The sequence below is a fragment of the Pseudogracilibacillus sp. SO10305 genome (assembly GCF_037072005.1).
GTDB classification, from domain to species: domain Bacteria; phylum Bacillota; class Bacilli; order Bacillales; family Amphibacillaceae; genus Pseudogracilibacillus; species Pseudogracilibacillus intestinigallinarum.
On sequence record NZ_JAXHDE010000010.1, the window covers coordinates 21,816 to 38,990 of the forward strand.

Annotated in this window: 17 protein-coding genes and 1 riboswitch; of the genes, 2 read left to right on the forward strand and 15 right to left on the reverse strand. The window is 36.2% G+C overall.

Annotation, left to right across the window (positions count from 1 at the left end; translation table 11 throughout):
• Positions 1 to 26: 26 nt before the first annotated feature.
• The 7 genes from SPD45_RS09080 to kynU all read right to left on the reverse strand — a co-directional run bounded on the left by SPD45_RS09080 (position 27) and on the right by kynU (position 7,505).
• Positions 27 to 884 carry an FAD binding domain-containing protein gene (locus tag SPD45_RS09080; protein WP_336267424.1) on the reverse strand — a complete coding sequence of 286 codons (858 nt, stop codon included), beginning with the start codon at positions 882 to 884 and terminating at the stop codon, positions 27 to 29.
• Positions 881 to 3,229: a xanthine dehydrogenase family protein molybdopterin-binding subunit gene (locus tag SPD45_RS09085; protein ID WP_336267425.1), complete on the reverse strand. Its 2,349-nt coding sequence runs from the start codon at positions 3,227 to 3,229 to the stop codon at positions 881 to 883. The genes SPD45_RS09080 and SPD45_RS09085 overlap by 4 nt, the downstream gene beginning before the upstream one ends.
• Positions 3,230 to 3,232: 3 nt before the next feature.
• Entirely contained in the window at positions 3,233 to 3,733 is a 501-nt protein-coding gene (locus tag SPD45_RS09090) for a (2Fe-2S)-binding protein (RefSeq protein ID WP_336267426.1), read from the reverse strand.
• A gap of 21 nt (positions 3,734 to 3,754) precedes the next feature.
• Positions 3,755 to 4,195 carry a CoxG family protein gene (locus tag SPD45_RS09095; protein WP_336267427.1) on the reverse strand — a complete coding sequence of 147 codons (441 nt, stop codon included), beginning with the start codon at positions 4,193 to 4,195 and terminating at the stop codon, positions 3,755 to 3,757.
• A 348-nt stretch (positions 4,196 to 4,543) separates the two neighbouring features.
• On the reverse strand, positions 4,544 to 5,143 hold the full coding sequence (gene thiT, locus SPD45_RS09100) for an energy-coupled thiamine transporter ThiT (protein WP_336267428.1): 600 nt from the start codon (positions 5,141 to 5,143) through the stop codon (positions 4,544 to 4,546).
• Positions 5,144 to 5,207: 64 nt separating this feature from the next.
• A riboswitch (TPP riboswitch) is annotated at positions 5,208 to 5,308 on the reverse strand.
• An 85-nt stretch (positions 5,309 to 5,393) separates the two neighbouring features.
• Positions 5,394 to 6,206 (reverse strand): alpha/beta hydrolase family protein, encoded by an 813-nt coding sequence (locus SPD45_RS09105; protein WP_336267429.1) that lies wholly within the window; start codon positions 6,204 to 6,206, stop codon positions 5,394 to 5,396.
• A 12-nt stretch (positions 6,207 to 6,218) separates the two neighbouring features.
• Positions 6,219 to 7,505, reverse strand: coding sequence for a kynureninase (gene kynU, locus SPD45_RS09110; RefSeq protein WP_336267430.1), 1,287 nt, complete (start codon positions 7,503 to 7,505; stop codon positions 6,219 to 6,221).
• A 220-nt stretch (positions 7,506 to 7,725) separates the two neighbouring features.
• On the opposite strand from kynU, the gene kynA reads away from it, so the two are divergent.
• Both kynA and SPD45_RS09120 read left to right on the forward strand, forming a co-directional pair.
• Positions 7,726 to 8,568, forward strand: a complete 843-nt coding sequence (gene kynA / locus SPD45_RS09115) for a tryptophan 2,3-dioxygenase (RefSeq protein WP_336267431.1) — start codon at positions 7,726 to 7,728, stop codon at positions 8,566 to 8,568.
• A 126-nt stretch (positions 8,569 to 8,694) separates the two neighbouring features.
• Positions 8,695 to 9,567, forward strand: coding sequence for a hypothetical protein (locus tag SPD45_RS09120; RefSeq protein ID WP_336267432.1), 873 nt, complete (start codon positions 8,695 to 8,697; stop codon positions 9,565 to 9,567).
• Between the two features lie 39 nt (positions 9,568 to 9,606).
• Here SPD45_RS09120 and SPD45_RS09125 read toward each other — a convergent pair whose 3' ends face one another.
• From SPD45_RS09125 to SPD45_RS09160, 8 genes are all read right to left on the reverse strand, one after another.
• Positions 9,607 to 9,945: an ASCH domain-containing protein gene (locus SPD45_RS09125; protein WP_336267433.1), complete on the reverse strand. Its 339-nt coding sequence runs from the start codon at positions 9,943 to 9,945 to the stop codon at positions 9,607 to 9,609.
• Between the two features lie 100 nt (positions 9,946 to 10,045).
• Positions 10,046 to 10,600: a choline uptake/conversion transcriptional regulator CudC gene (gene cudC / locus SPD45_RS09130; protein WP_336267506.1), complete on the reverse strand. Its 555-nt coding sequence runs from the start codon at positions 10,598 to 10,600 to the stop codon at positions 10,046 to 10,048.
• Between the two features lie 149 nt (positions 10,601 to 10,749).
• Positions 10,750 to 12,189 (reverse strand): CehA/McbA family metallohydrolase, encoded by a 1,440-nt coding sequence (locus SPD45_RS09135; RefSeq protein WP_336267434.1) that lies wholly within the window; start codon positions 12,187 to 12,189, stop codon positions 10,750 to 10,752.
• A 19-nt stretch (positions 12,190 to 12,208) separates the two neighbouring features.
• Positions 12,209 to 13,501: an ABC transporter substrate-binding protein gene (locus SPD45_RS09140; protein ID WP_336267435.1), complete on the reverse strand. Its 1,293-nt coding sequence runs from the start codon at positions 13,499 to 13,501 to the stop codon at positions 12,209 to 12,211.
• Between the two features lie 26 nt (positions 13,502 to 13,527).
• A complete protein-coding gene (locus SPD45_RS09145) occupies positions 13,528 to 14,370 on the reverse strand; it encodes a carbohydrate ABC transporter permease (RefSeq protein WP_336267436.1) in 843 nt (280 codons plus the stop codon).
• A gap of 15 nt (positions 14,371 to 14,385) precedes the next feature.
• Complete coding sequence (locus SPD45_RS09150) at positions 14,386 to 15,258, reverse strand: carbohydrate ABC transporter permease (protein WP_336267437.1); 873 nt, start codon at positions 15,256 to 15,258, stop codon at positions 14,386 to 14,388.
• Positions 15,255 to 16,340, reverse strand: a complete 1,086-nt coding sequence (locus SPD45_RS09155; protein WP_336267438.1) for an ABC transporter ATP-binding protein — start codon at positions 16,338 to 16,340, stop codon at positions 15,255 to 15,257. The genes SPD45_RS09150 and SPD45_RS09155 overlap by 4 nt, the downstream gene beginning before the upstream one ends.
• Before the next feature lie 56 nt (positions 16,341 to 16,396).
• Entirely contained in the window at positions 16,397 to 17,152 is a 756-nt protein-coding gene (locus SPD45_RS09160; protein WP_336267439.1) for an HAD family hydrolase, read from the reverse strand.
• Between the last annotated feature and the right edge of the window lie 23 nt (positions 17,153 to 17,175).

Sequence of the window (17,175 nt, forward strand, 5' to 3'; positions counted from 1 at the left end):
CTTATTCTTTACCATTATGCTACTTCTTATAATAGTACTTCTTTTAATGCTCGTTTCACAAACACTTTCGTTAAATGTTCACGATACTCCTCTGATGCAAATAAGTCTTCACCCATATCTCCATCTTCAGCAGCTAATTGTGCAGCTTCATCGATTAATTCGGCTGATGGAGTCTGTCCTTCTAGCGCATCTTCTACTTCTTCAGCACGATATGCTACATCTCCAACTCCTGTAATACCGACTCTTATAAAATCGATTTCATTGTTCTCATCGACCCCTGCAATAACCGCCACTCCAACTACAGGATATGCTGTAGCAGGGTGGAAAAATTTAACATAAGTTTGTTTTGCATGAGCTGGTGGTAATTCAAAACTAACTTCCGTTACCATCCCCGTCTCTGGAATCGATGTAATTAATGGTCCTAATACAAAACCTTCGAGCGGTATATCTTCTTCACCATCTTCACTAACAACTTTTAAAGATGCATCTAATGCAATCGCTACCGCTGGATAGTCTGCAACAGGATCCCCGTGAGCAAGATTACCACCAATCGTACCTCGATTACGAATTTGCAAATCTCCAATGACACTTGCTGCCTTTGCAAGCGCTGGGATTTTGTCTAAAATAAGTTCATCTTTTGATACATCATAATGTGTCGTTAATGCACCAACGACTAAACGATCCTCTTCGATACGTGCACCTTTTAGTCCCTCTATTTTACTAATATCAACTAATAATCCAGGCTCTGTAATTCGAAATTTTAATAAAGGAAGTAAACTATGTCCACCTGCAAGAATTGTTCCTTCTCCATCACTATCCTTTAACAATTGAACAGCTTCCTCTACTGTTTTCGCTCTTTTATAATCGAACTTTGCAGGAATCATTGTTTACCCTCCCCTTTCTGTATCGCTCTCCAAACTTTCTCAGGTGTTAATGGAATACTAATATTTTCCACATTAAATGGTGCAAGTGCATCCATCACTGCATTCGCTGTAGCTGCAATAGAACCAGTTACACCAGATTCCGCAACCCCTTTAGATCCTAGTTGGTTTACAGGTGATAATGTTTCTGTAAAATCCATTTCAATTTTCGGGAAAAATCTCGCTTTTGGCATTGTATAGTCCATAAATGAACCTGTTTGTAATTGACCTTTTTCATCATATTTAATTTCTTCCCACAATGCTTGTCCTACACCTTGAGCAACCGCTCCTAAAATTTGCCCTTCTGCAACGAGTGGATTGACAATTTTACCAGAGTCATCGACAGAAATATAACGTAAAATCTCTACATGTCCTGTTTCTGGATCAACTTCTACAACGACAATATGTGTACCGAATGGATACGTGAAGTTCGAAGGATCAAAAAATGTTTTTTCTTCTAATCCCGGCTCAATTCCTTTTGGCATATCCCAAGCAAAGTTTGCTGCTTTCGCAATTTCTTGGAATGTTTTTCGCATAGTCGGGTCAGATTTGACAAAATAGACACCTTTTTCGAATGCAACATTTTCTACTTCTGATTGTAATAGGTGAGCTGCGACGATACGTCCTTTTTCTATCACTTTGTCAGTCGACAGGGCAACTGCATTTCCTCCAACTGCTAAAGACCTTGATCCATATGTTCCCCAACCCATCGAAACCGCTTTCGTATCATTAAAAACAAAATTAATATCTTCATATGGGATACCGAGCTTATCTGCAACAATTTGCGTAAACGTCGTATCATGACCTTGTCCATGTGGGGAAGTACCAGTAAATACCGTTACTTTTCCTGTCGGGTGTACGCGAACCGTCGAATTCTCCCAAATCCCACCTTGGAACCCGATGCCACCTGCTACTGCTGAAGGTCCAAAACCGGACAATTCAACATATGAAGAAATTCCGATACCGATATAACGCCCTTCTCCTAAGGCCATTTTTTGCTCTTGGCGTAACTTCTCATAATCAGCAATTTCGACTGCTCTATCTAGTGCTTTATCATAATCACCACTGTCATATACTAACCCCTGTGCATTTGTAAAAGGAAACTCTTCTTTTTGAGCAAAGTTCAATTTACGCACTTCTACAGGGTCCATGCCGATCTCTTTAGCAAAATCACTTACAGCACGTTCTAGCATAAATGTTACTTCAGGCTTTCCAGCGCCACGATAAGAATCTACAGACATAGTGTTTGTATACATTCCATATGTTGTAACTTGTGCTTTCGGTATTTTGTATGGACCAGACACCATTAACCCAAAATCAATTGTCGGGTTACCAGGTCCGAATGTTGCTAAATACGCACCGATATTAGCATGATTTACTACTCTTATTGCTGTAATTTTCCCATCTTTCGTTCCAGCAAGTTCTACATCTACCATCATATCTCGTCCAGCATTCGCAGATTGGAAATGCTCATTTCGTGTCTCTACCCATTTCACCGGACGCTTTAGATCGATGGCCGCATACGATACAAGTGCTTCGTCAGGATATACACCAATTTTCCCACCAAAGCCTCCACCCATATCAGCTACTTTTACTTGTAATCGATGTTCTGGAAAATCTAACACTTCTGAAAGGACCATACGATGAATATGTGGGTTTTGTGAACCGACATATAACTTCAACTCACCATTACCCGGATTATATTGTGCTAAAGAATTACGTGTTTCCATCGGGCTTGGCGCAACTCTCTGTGTACTATAGTTTCCACGAATAACTACTTCCGCCCCATCGATATCGGCGTCCGTTACTTCACCTGCAATATACGTAAAAGCCGTATTATTTGGTACTTCATCATAAATTTGTGGAGCCCCTTCTTTGCGCGCTTCTTTTTGGTTGGAAATAGATGGCAATACTTCATATTCTACTTCCACTAATTCTGCAGCATCTTCTGCCGCATAACGGTCACTTGCGATAACCATTGCAACACCATCTCCGACATATCTTGCAGTATCAATTGCTAAAGGATATTGTGCCGTTTCAATTAAGTTCATTCCAGGAACTTTCCACGAAGTTGGTACGGGATTGATTTTCCCTTCTAAATCTTTTCCTGTATATACCGCCACTACTCCTGGATGTGCAAGCGCCTTATCTTTATGAATGCTTTTAATATTAGCATGTGGATGTGGACTTCTTAAGATATATGCATGTAATAAATTAGGAATTTTCAAATCATCTAAGTATGTGGCGTTCCCTGTAATAAGTTTTGGATCCTCTTTACGTTTCATTCGTTGTCCAACTAGTTTACTCATCGATTATTTCACTCCTTTCACTGCATTTTCTTCTCTCATAATTTCCGATGCCCTTCTAACCGCATTTACGATAAATTCATATCCCGTACAACGGCAAATTACCCCTTCTAATCCTTCTCTAATTTCCTCATCTGTCGGTGTTGGATTTTGTGCTAATAATTCAATACTTGCAATCATTGCCCCCGGTGTACAATATCCACATTGCAATCCATGTTCTTCCCAGAACCCTCGTTGCACAGGGTGTAAGTTTTCAACTGTACCTAAACCTTCTACCGTAATAAGTTCAGATCCATCCACATGGACTGCTAATAAAGTACAAGACTTTGCTGCTCGTCCATCTACTAAAATCGTACAATTCCCACACTGGCTCGTATCACAACCGATATGTGAACCTGTAATCCCTAATACATCACGAATAAAATGAACTAATAACATACGTGGTTCCACTTCTGCTGAACGTTCTTCTCCATTAATCGTCACAGTAACATTCACAAGATTTGACATACATGCACCTCCACATAAATTTTATTGTTTTGCTTTTTTCTCTATATCTTTAAAAAATTGCTTTAAAACTACTTTTGCTACGCCACCAATCATTCTTTGACCAATCGTCGCCATTAATCCTGTTGCCGCAACATCTGCTGTACATGTTAACTCCGTATTTCCATCTACCTCCTCCAGTTCCATTAACGCATTTGCATCAATTTCACCTGGTTTTCCACTCGCCTTTACAAGGAGACGATAAGATGTTGGTTCATTTTTATCGACTTGTTCCACATCTGCCGTAAATTCTCCCTTAATTGGCCCCATATTAATTCCGAGTACCGCTTTATATTGCTCATCGCCTACTTCATCAAATGTTTTACAACCTGGCAATACTGCTTTTAATACTTCCGGGTTTTGGATTGTGTCCCACACCTGTTGTGCACTTAATGCTTTAAATTTGTGTGTATGTTTAATATCCATTTATGATCGCTCCCTTTCTTTGTAAAGCGCTTACATTTATTTAGTAATAAGTAAAATGTAGCATTTTATTCTATGTGCCGTAAAGTACCAGATTTTTCAAACGGAAGGAATCAAAATATGAGAAGCAGATAAACAGATGAAAAAAAACGTTGCATTAAGTATAACAGTAAACATGTAAATTGAATATATTATTTTACATTTTTTACATAAAATTACATCAGTAATAAAATGGACAAAAATGTATACAACATATAAAAAAGCTACCGTCCATAAAATATAGACGATAGCTCCACTATTTAACTTTAATGAATGAAATGCTTTTTACCGAGGTCTTTTTCGTTAAAACATTTACGAAACTTTTCTATTTGCTTCCAATGGTTTGTTCATCGTTAAAAATGTTGGACGAACCATTAAAATTAAAATAATTACAATCGAACAACCAATAAAGTTTGATATCATCGTAATGCTATTCGTAACAAATGAGAAATAAATCGGTGTTTGACCCGCTTCTTCTGCATAGTTTGCAAAGAAAACAACGCCGGCAATAAAATGCCAGAAGTAACGGCCAATACTTCCAATAAGCACTCCAACTGAAACAGATGTAATTAACTTGGGACGGTTTTGTAAACGAACTGCATTTTGCACGACGCCCATCATTAATCCTGCAAAACCGATAAAACTAAAGGCAACAAAATACTCGATAAACGCTTGTAATGGCGTTAAAATCCATGCATCCCCAGTAACGATTTGCAAAATCCCCCAAATAAATCCGGAAATAAAACTCGCTTTCACACCCCAACGAAATGCTACAATAAAAATTGGCACCATCGCTAATGAAATAGAAATGGATGGAATCGGCTTAATTCCTGGTAATAAATCGATTAACATGGCTAATGCGGCAAAAATTGCTACTTCGAGCATCGCCTGTAATGGTAAAAATTTCTTCACATAAAAAACCCCCTATGATATTGTTCAACGCGTATCCATAGAGGTATATAAGAATGGGTAGCCCATCCTCGTGTCACCACATCCCTACGTTAGTATTAACTAAACAGGTTCGAAGGGTCTGGACATTGTCCACTCTCAGCAAAAATTGCTCCCCCTGTGATACGTATATTGAGTTACTTCCATATTATCAAAAATAGTGTAAAATACAAGACCTTTACTTTTAACTTTCATACAAAACTAAGAATGTTTACTACTCTCTAATAATTTCCTGCACTTTCTCTAACAATACCGGCCAAGATTTTGTATCCGGCTGAATGATAGCATAGTGTTCTAAGTCTCTAAAAGGTATAAGCTCCACCTTTGTCCCCGATGCACGTGCTCGTTCATCAAACATTTTACTCATCGCAAATGGAACTGCAATATCTAATTCACCGTGGATAAGCACGATATTAGACGAAATCGGTAATAATGTACTCGGTGATCCGTGCTCATATCTTTCTTTATATTGTGCTGGTGTTCCACCAAGTAGATCACGTGTCGGGTTCACATCTGAATCAAACAACTTTTCTTCCCAATGATGGATTTGATACATCGTTTCCAAATGACCAATCCCAGCTAGACTAAGCACTCCTTTTACTGGCAGTGGATTTTTTTCAAAACGGATTGGGCTATTTTCATGTAAGTTTTCTTGAGCTGCCACCCATAAGGCCAAATGTCCTCCAGCAGAATGACCTAATGTAACGACTCTTTCCAAATCAATCGGATATAGGTTTGCTAGCTTTTCGACGTATTGTAATGCTGCACTCACATCTGCAAACGTTCCCGGCCAACCACCTCCTACATGGCCGACACGACGATATTCAATATTCCATGTCACAAAACCATGCGATGTAAATGCATTTGCTAATGGACGGATATGTTTTAAATCATATGCCTTTTTCCAAAACCCCCCATGAATGATAACTATAATTGGAAAAGGACCATCCCCCTTTTCAGGCAACCGTAGTTCCCCGAATTGTTCTTCACCATTTCCATAAAAAATTTTTTTGAAATTGTCCTTCATCGAAACACTTCCTTATGCAACGACATCACGTTTGTTTTCATATTTCTTATAAGCCTCTTCTTCCATAATCGTTTTTAAAATTTGCACGACCATCCATACGTCATGATAAGACGTGTACAATGCAATTGGTGATAAACGAATTACATTCGGTGCTCTAAAATCTGGAATAACTCCAGCATCTTTTAACGCTTTACAAATTCTTGCAGCTTCTTTATGTGCTAAGCTAATATGTCCACCGCGTCTATCTGCTTCCCGTGGATTTGTAATTTCAAATTCAAATCCAGCCAATTCATGATCGATTAAATACATCATATACGCTGTTAGACGAAGTGATTTTGCACGTACATTTTCAATTCCTATTTCATTAAAAATCTCCAACGAACCTTTTAATGGTGCCAGAGATAAAACATGAGGAGTCCCTAATTGGAATGCACTTGCTGTTTGTGCGGGAACAAAATCATGATCTAAATCAAATTGTTTCTCCTTATCTGAACTGAACCAACCACGTAATCCAGGTGTCGTCCCTAAATGTTTCTCATGAACGAATAAGCCACCGACACCTCCAGGCCCACTATTTAAATATTTATAGTTACACCACATCGCAAAATCGACTCCCCAATCATGTAATTGATGTGGGAGTGCACCAATGGAATGTGCTAAATCAAAACCGATCATAATATTACGACGCTTCGCTTCAAATGCTAATTTTTCCATGTTTAAAATTTGTCCGCTTCGGTAAAGTACAGAAGGCAATAAGATAAGTGCGACATCATCTGTCATCATCTCGATAATTTTTTCTTCTGACAATGTCGATCCATCTTCACTCGATACGCGAATTAAATGTGTTTCCGGCTGTAAACCTCGTAAAAGTAACTGGCTTTGTAATGCATAAATATCTGAAGAAAACGTTAATTCATCTGCTAAAATTTTATTTTTCGTCTCTGTCGGCTGAAAAAACGTCGCCACTAATTGATGAATATTCGTCGTAATCGAACCTGTCACAATCGTCTCCCCTTTTTTTGCACCAATAAGTGACCCTGTCATTTTCCCTAGCTGTTCTGACATATAAAACCATGCTGGTTCAGCTTGCAACCAACCATCAATCGCAAATTCTTTCCAATCTTCTAATGCATCTAATAATGCTGTTTCACTTCGCTTTGATAACAAACCTAAAGAGTTTCCATTCATATAATATTCTTTTTCTTTCACATAAAACTCCTCTTTGTAAGCTGCTAGGGAATCTTTTTCATCCAATTGTTTTGCAAATGATTCTGTTACTTCAAATGAATTCGCTTCCATTTATATCTACCCCTTTTTTCAAAATTCATCTATTGAAATGCCTTTCCAAATGCCAAATTGACACAGTTTCTACATTAAATTATAATTTTAATGTATAATAAAATAGGTTATGAATGCAAGTTTCTATTACAGTAAAAAATATTGCGCAGAATAATTTCTGTGTATTTTTAAAAATAAAATGTTAGCGCATACAACTTTTCGTTTAAGAGGAGGAACTGTTATGTTAAATGAACACGAAGCTTTTAAAAATGAAGAAACAATTGAAACAGACTTTAAAGAAAAAATGACGTACAGTGAATATTTAGGACTGGATACATTATTAAATAGCCATCATCCATTAAGTGATCACCATGATGAAATGTTATTTATTTCCGTACACCATGTTAGTGAAATATGGATGAAGCAAATTATTCATGAAATACAATCCGCCACGAAAGATATTGAACAAGATCGTTTACAAGAAGCATTTAAAAAATTAGCAAGAGTATCAAAAATACAAGTCCAATTAAAAAATGTGTGGGATGTTCTATCCACCTTGACACCATCCGAATATATGGAATTCCGTGACAAACTTGGAAATGCATCAGGTTTCCAGTCTTTCCAAAACCGTATCATCGAATTCTCTCTCGGCTATAAAACAGAACATGTGTTAAACATTTATGAAAAAGATCCAAAACTATTAGAAGTATTGCAAGCAGCACATGATGCACCAAGCATTTATGACGTATCGATTCAAGCATTAAATAGGGCTGGGCTTCCAATTGATGAAGATGTATTAAACCGTGATGTTAGTTTATCCCATCGTTCCAATGATAGTGTGAGGCAGGCTTGGCTTACTGTTTACCGAAACGTTGATAAATATTGGGAATTGTACGAGTTGGCGGAAGAACTTGTTGATGTAGAAGATTTATTCCAACAATGGCGCTTCCGACATATGAAGACCGTTGAAAGAATTATTGGGTTTAAGAAAGGAACTGGCGGCTCCGGTGGAGTCTCTTATTTAAAGAAAGTACTCGATCAATATTTCTTTCCAGAGTTATGGGAAATTCGAACGACTTTATAATATATTACATGATTAGCGAGAACTATTTCTCGCTTTTTTGTATAAGTTCATTGGAAAACTTTTACACGTAACCTTATACTGAACAAAATAACTATTACATTATATAGAAATGGAGAGACTGATTTTATGCGAAGAAACTTGGTTACGATTTTCATGTCTTTATTTCTCATTATTTTTCTAGTAGCTTGTCAATCTGGTAATGAAGAAGTCAACGACAAGAACAACGAAAACAATAACGAACAGAATGAAGTGGATGAAAATAAGAACGAAAAGGAAAACAATGAAAATAACGATGTTAACAACGATAGTAACAATGATAACGAAGAGACAAATACAAATGACGATACAGCGGCCCTATTCCAACAAATCTTTGAAAGCCGCGACAATGTAGAAATTTATGATATGGATATGGGAATGGATATTTTAATTAATTCACCAGGTGGAAGAGATACCTCCTCTTTGGCTGTTATCGGAAAAATTGATGAAAAAAATGATGAAGGAAATATAGAACTTATTGAAAAAAACGCTAACGGTGAAACATTCCAACATGCCGTATTTTATGATGGCGCACAGTATGTATCAGATGGAGAAATATGGCAAGATAATGGCACTCCTTTACCTGCAGGTTCACTAAAATCAAGTGGTACAACATACTATAATATTATTGAAGCGGTAAGAGATTTTGGAGAACTTGCAGAAGTGGAAGAAAAAGATAATAAATATATCGCAACATATAGTGGTCCGGCAAAAGATATTTTTTATATTTTCCAAGATGTTTATAACTTATCACTCACCGGGGCTGATTTAGAAACAGAAACAACAGTTGAAGTCGAAGCTATATTCCAAAAAGACACATTATTCATGGAGGAATTATTAATTAATATATCTGCCGATGCAGACGCAGGTAAAATTAAATTTGATATTTGGAATGAATTTAAAGATTTTAATGATACTAAGATTGATATACCGAAAGATTTGAAAAAAGAACTGGATCTATAAAGCCAACAAAAGGCGTAAAACGAAAGTTTACGCCTTTTGTTATTTTTCTTTTAAATAATGAGCCCAGACGAGTTGCTCTGGGTTCCACACTGCTCCATCATGAATGCTTGTCAATGCTGTTTTATATGACTCGATACTTTCAAATCCTTCTTCACGAGCATTTTTCGCACTCATATTTTTTAAAAATTGGGGATACACATCCTCTACTTCAAACAGATGCCCTTTCAACATAATTGTATCGCCAACATCTGCATAACGGTCATTCCGTCTAACTGAAATCTTTTTTCCTTCAATTAATTTATCCATATCCTTTTCTATGGAAATCAGTTTTTCGATTGGAAACTTTTCTGGCCAATCTTGTTTGTTTTCATATACCAAGAGAATCCCTCCTATGTATACTATTTCCTTTTAGCCATTTCAATAAACATTTCCATGTCCTTTATTCGTTCCTGCTTCCTACCAGCCTCGAACAAGAATTTCAATTATCCGTATCTTCTAATTCATGTGGCACATATTTAAAAATTTCTCTTGAGCGAACAGAGGCAGATAAGCGTTCTAACCAACGATAATATTTTTTCGAAGCTTCTATTTGTGTATATAACTCCCGCGTTTTTGCTAGGGTTTCTTCCGATACATCCCCTTCTTCAAAAATTTGATCTAATTCAAACTCTGCTTCTCTTATCGCAGTTAAATTCATTTTTGCTTCACGATCCCACATATGGCAAAAATAACTAATAAATGTATTAAAATAATTTTTTTCAGCAATATATGAATGCTTTCTCGATCCACGTTGGAATGTCTTTTTCATCATATCAATTTCTTGCAATTTCCGTACACTTGTACTCATACTAGGCTTACTCATGCCCATGACATCTTGCATTTCATCTAAATTCATTTGTTCTTCAAATTGCATAATCGCATATAATCTTCCGGCAGCTGGTGGCACAGCATATAAATCCATTGTTTCTGCGATTGCATCTATTACTTGATGCTTTGCATTTTCTAATTTTTCTAATGCTTGCTCATCATTCATCTTCAAAAAAATACCCCTTTCCTTTCTCACCTTTATGAAACGTTTTTCATAGCAACTATACTTTCTCAAATTATACCATGTTATAGTTGATTCGATAAAAAAAGTGTTATATGAACCTTTACGGAACATACAACACTTGTACAAAAACATTACTTAGGCATTTTTTCTAATACTTCTTTCCATTTGTGAATTTTCGGTTCTTTTTTCCCGAAATAAATCGGGTTTGAAAATCCATACAGCGTACCATCTGTATTCCTTATATCAACCCGAATCCAGTGATATTCCGTTTCCGAAAAATGAAATGGATACGTGTGAACATTTGTATATGCTCTTTTCTTTATTTCCCCATCTACTATCCATTCAATATAAATAGCATCTTCTGTTTCGACTTCAACAGATAAAATTCCCTTAAACAATACACTTTCTTCCCCAGGCAAACAATGTCCATCTGTAAAATGAATAAATCCACCTCTTGATACAATTACATTCCCTTTTCGAACACTATCCATTAGCTGTTTGGTAGAAAGTTGTGCACAATATACATATGTTCCAGGATCCCCCATTAACGACGGTTCTGTACTACCTTCATATGTGTCAGTCGGACGAAGATGGGAGTCAGAACCACCTATTCCAGTTATCTGATGCCCATCATTTAATAGAACATTCCATGCGATTAGTGCCTTTTCTGTTGCTACTCTATTATCTGGATATGTTGGATCGTTGATAATTTCTAAAGTATCAATATGTTCGATTACTGTCTCCTCATATATCCAAGGACACCCTTTTAAAAAAGGATGGTTAATAGATACGAGTGCATCCCCATAGTTTTGATTTATAATTTTATTCGTCCCTTTTTCTTCATACATATCCGATACTTTACATTTCGCAAACGGAGAAGTATTTGGATTTATAATATTAAAATGTCCTAAAGGAGAAGTAACTTCTGTCCCAGGTATGACGAGCATATCTGTTTTATCATACCAAGACGTGGGCACAATATTATGGTCTGTCGCAACAAAAAAATCTAATTGTTGTTTTTTTGCCATTTCAACATTTTCTTCACGACTCATTTCACCATCTGTAAAAGTCGTATGTGTATGAAAGTCACCTTTATACCATCGTTTTTCATGTTGATACACTTCCTCGGATTGATAAAGCGTCAATTGAAAGGATGATTTCTTTTCATCTGTCCAGTTCCATTTATCTAGTTTGACTGTACCAGGGACGAGTTCATTTGCATATACTGCACACTCTCCCCAAATACCGCCTGCTTCTATGTTTTCATTACATAAAAACGATACATTTATACGCCATTCTCCTTCGTATATCTCTCCCGGAACAGTATATGGATTACTTTTATGTGCTTGTTTATGGATCAAAATTGACCTTGCATCACCCGTCAACAATAGTTGACCACGTAAATAGTTATTTGGATCGTATATCATACATGTTGCCCAAACACCTTTACTTACATGAACATCAATGTATAATGATTCAATTTCATTTTGCACGTTAATGACATAATCACGGTCTAAATACGTGCCAGTTTTTTCACTTTTTACTTGTTCGGATAGCAATATACCTGACATACAATAACTTCATCCTAACTTATTTATTATTTACTTCATCTAAGGCAGCTTGTGCATCTTCTTTCGCCTTTTTCAATGCTTCTTCTACAGGTATGTTTTCTATTTGTACTTTATCTGTAGCGATTGATAAAGCGTCAATAATTTTTCCGCCTGTAGGATCAATAAATTCAGGTGTCGATATTTGCGCCTGTTCATAAGGTACATTTGCATAAGGATTTTCTGCTACGAAATCAGCATATACTGGCTCTTCTGTCGTAGAATTACGTGTAGGAACATATCCAATTGTTTTTGACCAGTCAGCGTTTACTTCACTACTAGTAAAATAGCTCATCCATTCATATGCTGCTTCTTTTTCTTCTTCAGAAATACTAGATGGAATTCCTAAATATAACCCTGTTACTTCTGGTGCCGGATCTTTTCCATTTAATCCTGGTTGGATATGTGAATCAATTTTGTCAAAATCTAAATCTCCTTTATCACCAGATGAACCGGTATAACTTGCTGCGGAACCGTTCATCACTTGGTCAATCGTTTTATACCAATATTCCCATCCTTGTCCGCCAGAGTTAATTTTCATATTTTCTTTATCATGGATCTGTTCACGAATAAACTCCCATGATTCTATCCATTCTGGACTATCAATTAACACTTCTGTACCATCATCATTTAAAATAGAACCACCATTACTTAATGCAATATCTACTAAATTTTCATATCCCCACATTGGCATATGACCAACATTTACTTCTCCACTATCAATCAACGTTCGTGAAGCTTCAGCAAGATTTTCCCATGAAGCAAAAGCTTCCTCAGGATCTACACCAGCATTTTCGAAAATATCTTTTCTATAATACATTACTTGTGCAGAACCATATCCAGGTAGCATATACATGGAACCGTCCATTTTACCAGGTGAAATTAATGAAGCTAAGAAATCTTCTTCGTCAAAACTATCATCTTCATCTAAAAACTTATCTAACGGTTCAAGTGCTTCTTTACTCGCTAAATCTGTCATTGGTGTAACTTCCGCAATGAAAATTCCCGGTGCTGTATTCGAAGCAATAGCAGCCTGTAATTTTTCATATGTTTCTGTATAGTCTGCTTGAGGTACTGGAATCACTTCAATATCTTCGTGTTCCGCATTAAAATCACTAATAATTTCTTTCATTTTTTTGTCTGCTTCACTACCTAATCCATACCAAAATTCAATTTCTACTTTCCCATCACTTGATGCACTATCACTTGATGAACATGCTCCTAGAATCAATCCAAAAGCAAGTAATAAACTAAGACCTAATAAATACTTTCTCATGAATATTCCTCCATATAAATTATTTTTTATCCTTTTAATCCTGTATCCCCAATACCTTTTATGAACCATTTATGTAAAACGATAAATAAAATAAGTAATGGAATGACAGATAACACATTCGCCGTCATGATTAATGGCCATTTATCTGCGAAAGATCCTTGTGATGTGAAAAACTTATTTAGTCCTACAGTAATTAAATAGTTTTCTTCGCTTTTCACAATTAAAGACGGCCATAAATAGTTATTATACATTTTGACGAAACTAATGAGGCTAACGACAAATATAGTAGATTTACTCATCGGGATCATCACACGCCATAATATCGTAAAGTCATTTGCACCATACGCTCTTGCAGCTTCGATTGTATCTTTCGGTACTTGCATAAACGCTTGACGCAATAAAAATATAGTAAAGACACTGGCGATATTCGATATAATCACACCGGTTAATGTGTCTAAAAGGCCCATTTTTGCAATGATTGTATAACTCGGTACATATGTCGCTTCAGCTGGAAGCATATATGTAATTAAAATGAGATTAAACACTAATGCTCTTCCTTTAAATTGCATTTGTGTTAGAGCATAAGCAATCATACAAGATAAAATAAATTGAAAAATAACGATAACAAGTGCTGTAAATGCACTATTAAATATGTACAACCCAAATGGAGCTAAATCTAATGTTTTCTGGAAGTTGCCCCATTGCGCAACTTCTGGAAACCATTTTATCGGTACAGAAAAAATTTCATCTGGTGACTTCAAGGCACTTAATAACATCCAAATTAAAGGGAATACCATTAGGATGCCAAGTACAGTCAATGCTATATAAAGGCTCATCTTAAAACCTTTAGATTCTGTATTGTTTTTCAACCTATTACTCCCCCCTTAGTAATGCACCCAACGTTTTGACACATAAAACATCGTCAACGCTAAGATACCTGTAATAACAACGATAATTGTCGAAATGGCTGTTGCTTGTCCCATATTAAACTGTTCGAACGCCATTTGATAATACATATATAATAATGTTCTCGTACTACCAGATGGACCACCTTGAGTCATTACTTGAATTTGGTCATATGCTTGAATGGATTCAATCGCCAACATAATTCCTAAAAACAATGTCGTTGGAGACACTAAAGGAATGACAATTGTACGTAAACGCTGCCATGCTGATGCACCTTCCAATTCACTTACTTCATATAAATCACGTGGAATCTTCTGCAAAGCATCTGAATAGAACAACATTGCCCATCCTGCATTTTTCCATACAGTAACGATAATGATGGACCATAAAGCACTCTTTGAACTATGTAACCAATCTGGTTGAGGTAAATGGAAAAACCCTAACACTTGATTCAATAACCCTACATCTGGTTCATAAATCCACGCCCACACAATTGACATCGCTACCATTGGTGTAATCCAAGGAGAAAACATTAACGACCTGAAAAAGGTTATCCCTTTCAATCCTTCACGCAAAAGCAACGCTAAACATAGGCCGATAATAATCGTTGGAATAACTGTAAATACACCAAAAATAACAGTATTTTTCAATGCTTGATAAAAATCATCGCTCGTAAATGCATATGTATAATTATCCATCGCCACATAATTAAATGTTGGACTTATATAATCCCAATCCGTTAAACTTAACCAAAGTGACACGATCATTGGAATAAACCAAAATACAATCAGCGGTATAAGTGGAATACCTAAAAAGATAAAAATTTTCATCGATTTTTTTAGGCGCCTCATACTTCCACCTTCTCTCTTTCAAATAACGATTTTCCACTCTGTACATCGAATAAATGTACATTTTCAACATTTGTTTTTAAAAACAATGTATCGTTAACACTCACTTTGTTCTTCGGATCCTCCCGAACAGTTATTTCTTTCCCGTTTACAACACCATGAATATGTAAGTCTGCCCCCATTAATTCAACATGATTCACGGTCATCATTAACCCTTGCTTTTCTTCTGTGACAGTTAAATTTTCTGCGCGAATACCGATGTCCACTTTTTCTAAATCATTGAATGTCGTTGGTAAGTTTCCTAGAACTTCTCCAGTATGTAAAATCAATTGATTATTTTTTATCGAACCTTCTAAAAAGTTCATCGGAGGCGATCCCATAAACTCTGCGACAAACTTAGTTGCTGGAGTGTTATACACTTCTTCCGGTGTACCAATTTGTTCTATATAACCTCCATTCAACACGACAATTCTAGAAGCCATTGTCATTGCTTCTGTTTGATCATGTGTTACATAAATAGTCGTCGTACCTAAGCGTCGATGTAAATTAATAATTTCCTTTCGCATTTGAATCCGTAATTTTGCATCTAAGTTTGATAATGGTTCATCCATTAAAAAAATATGTGCATCTCTAACAATTGCTCTTCCTAACGCTACTCTTTGTCGCTGTCCACCAGAAAGATCTTTCGGTTTTCGCTTTAAATAATCTGTCAATCCTAATATTTCTGCAGCTTCTTCTACACGCTTTTTAATGAATTGTTTTTTATGCTTTTGCATCTTTAAACCGAAGGCAATATTATCGAATACATTATAGTGAGGGAATAGTGCGTAGTTTTGAAATACCATAGCAATATCTCGATCTTTCGGTTCTACATCATTGACAAGTTTGTCATCCATCCATAGTTCACCACTCGTTATACTTTCAAGCCCTGCAATCATTCGTAATGTCGTTGACTTCCCGCATCCTGACGGGCCTACAAACACGATAAATTCATTTTCTTCAATATTTAAATTAAAATCATGAATTACGTAATCATTTTTATCATCATAACGCTTCTTTATATGCTTCATTTTAATTTTAGACAAATAAAAAACCGCCTTTCTCTTCATTAATGTTAAGTCAGCTAAAATAAAATGCTTTTTTATTTTTCATCAAATGTAATTTCATCATAAGAACGAATCAAATGGTCTGCATGATGAAAATGTTTTGTTTCGTTCGTGTTCGATACAACACCTATATTCGCCATTGCACTAATGTTATTGCCAAATACCATGTCCCCATCAGAATCTCCAATCACTAACATACGACTAGGATTCACATTCATCTGTGCACAAGCCAATTCGGCAGATTCTGGAAAAGGTTTGCCATGTGTTACTTGGTCTCCACCGATAAATGCTTGAAAATAAGAATGGATTCCTAATTGTTTCAGATGTTTCACTGCATGATCATGATCATCTGATGTAACAACACCTAAGTGAAGATTACGTTCATAACATTTTTTAACAAAACGTTTCAACCCTGGCATTTCTTTTACACGCTTTTTCCAATTATCTAACCGATTCACTTCGATAAATGTATCCGTTACCAATTTAAACGCAGTATTCCACGGGATGTTTAGTACATATAATTGATGTGCCAAAAGAGTGATTAAATCTTGAGTCGTACCAATTGCAAGTGGACCTTCTACATCCCAACTATCTTCTTGCCAATCTACTCCTATTGATGTTGCCATTTCTTTTTGATGAACCTGTTGTAAATTCATTTTCAAACAAATAGCGTCAATAATATCTTTAGACCATCCCATCCACAAAGTATGGAAATCTAGTAAAGTCCCATCTTTATCGAATAAAATGCCATCAATATCATAGATCTGTTCATCTATACGTATTCGAACCAATAAAACAACCCCCACTTTTTTTG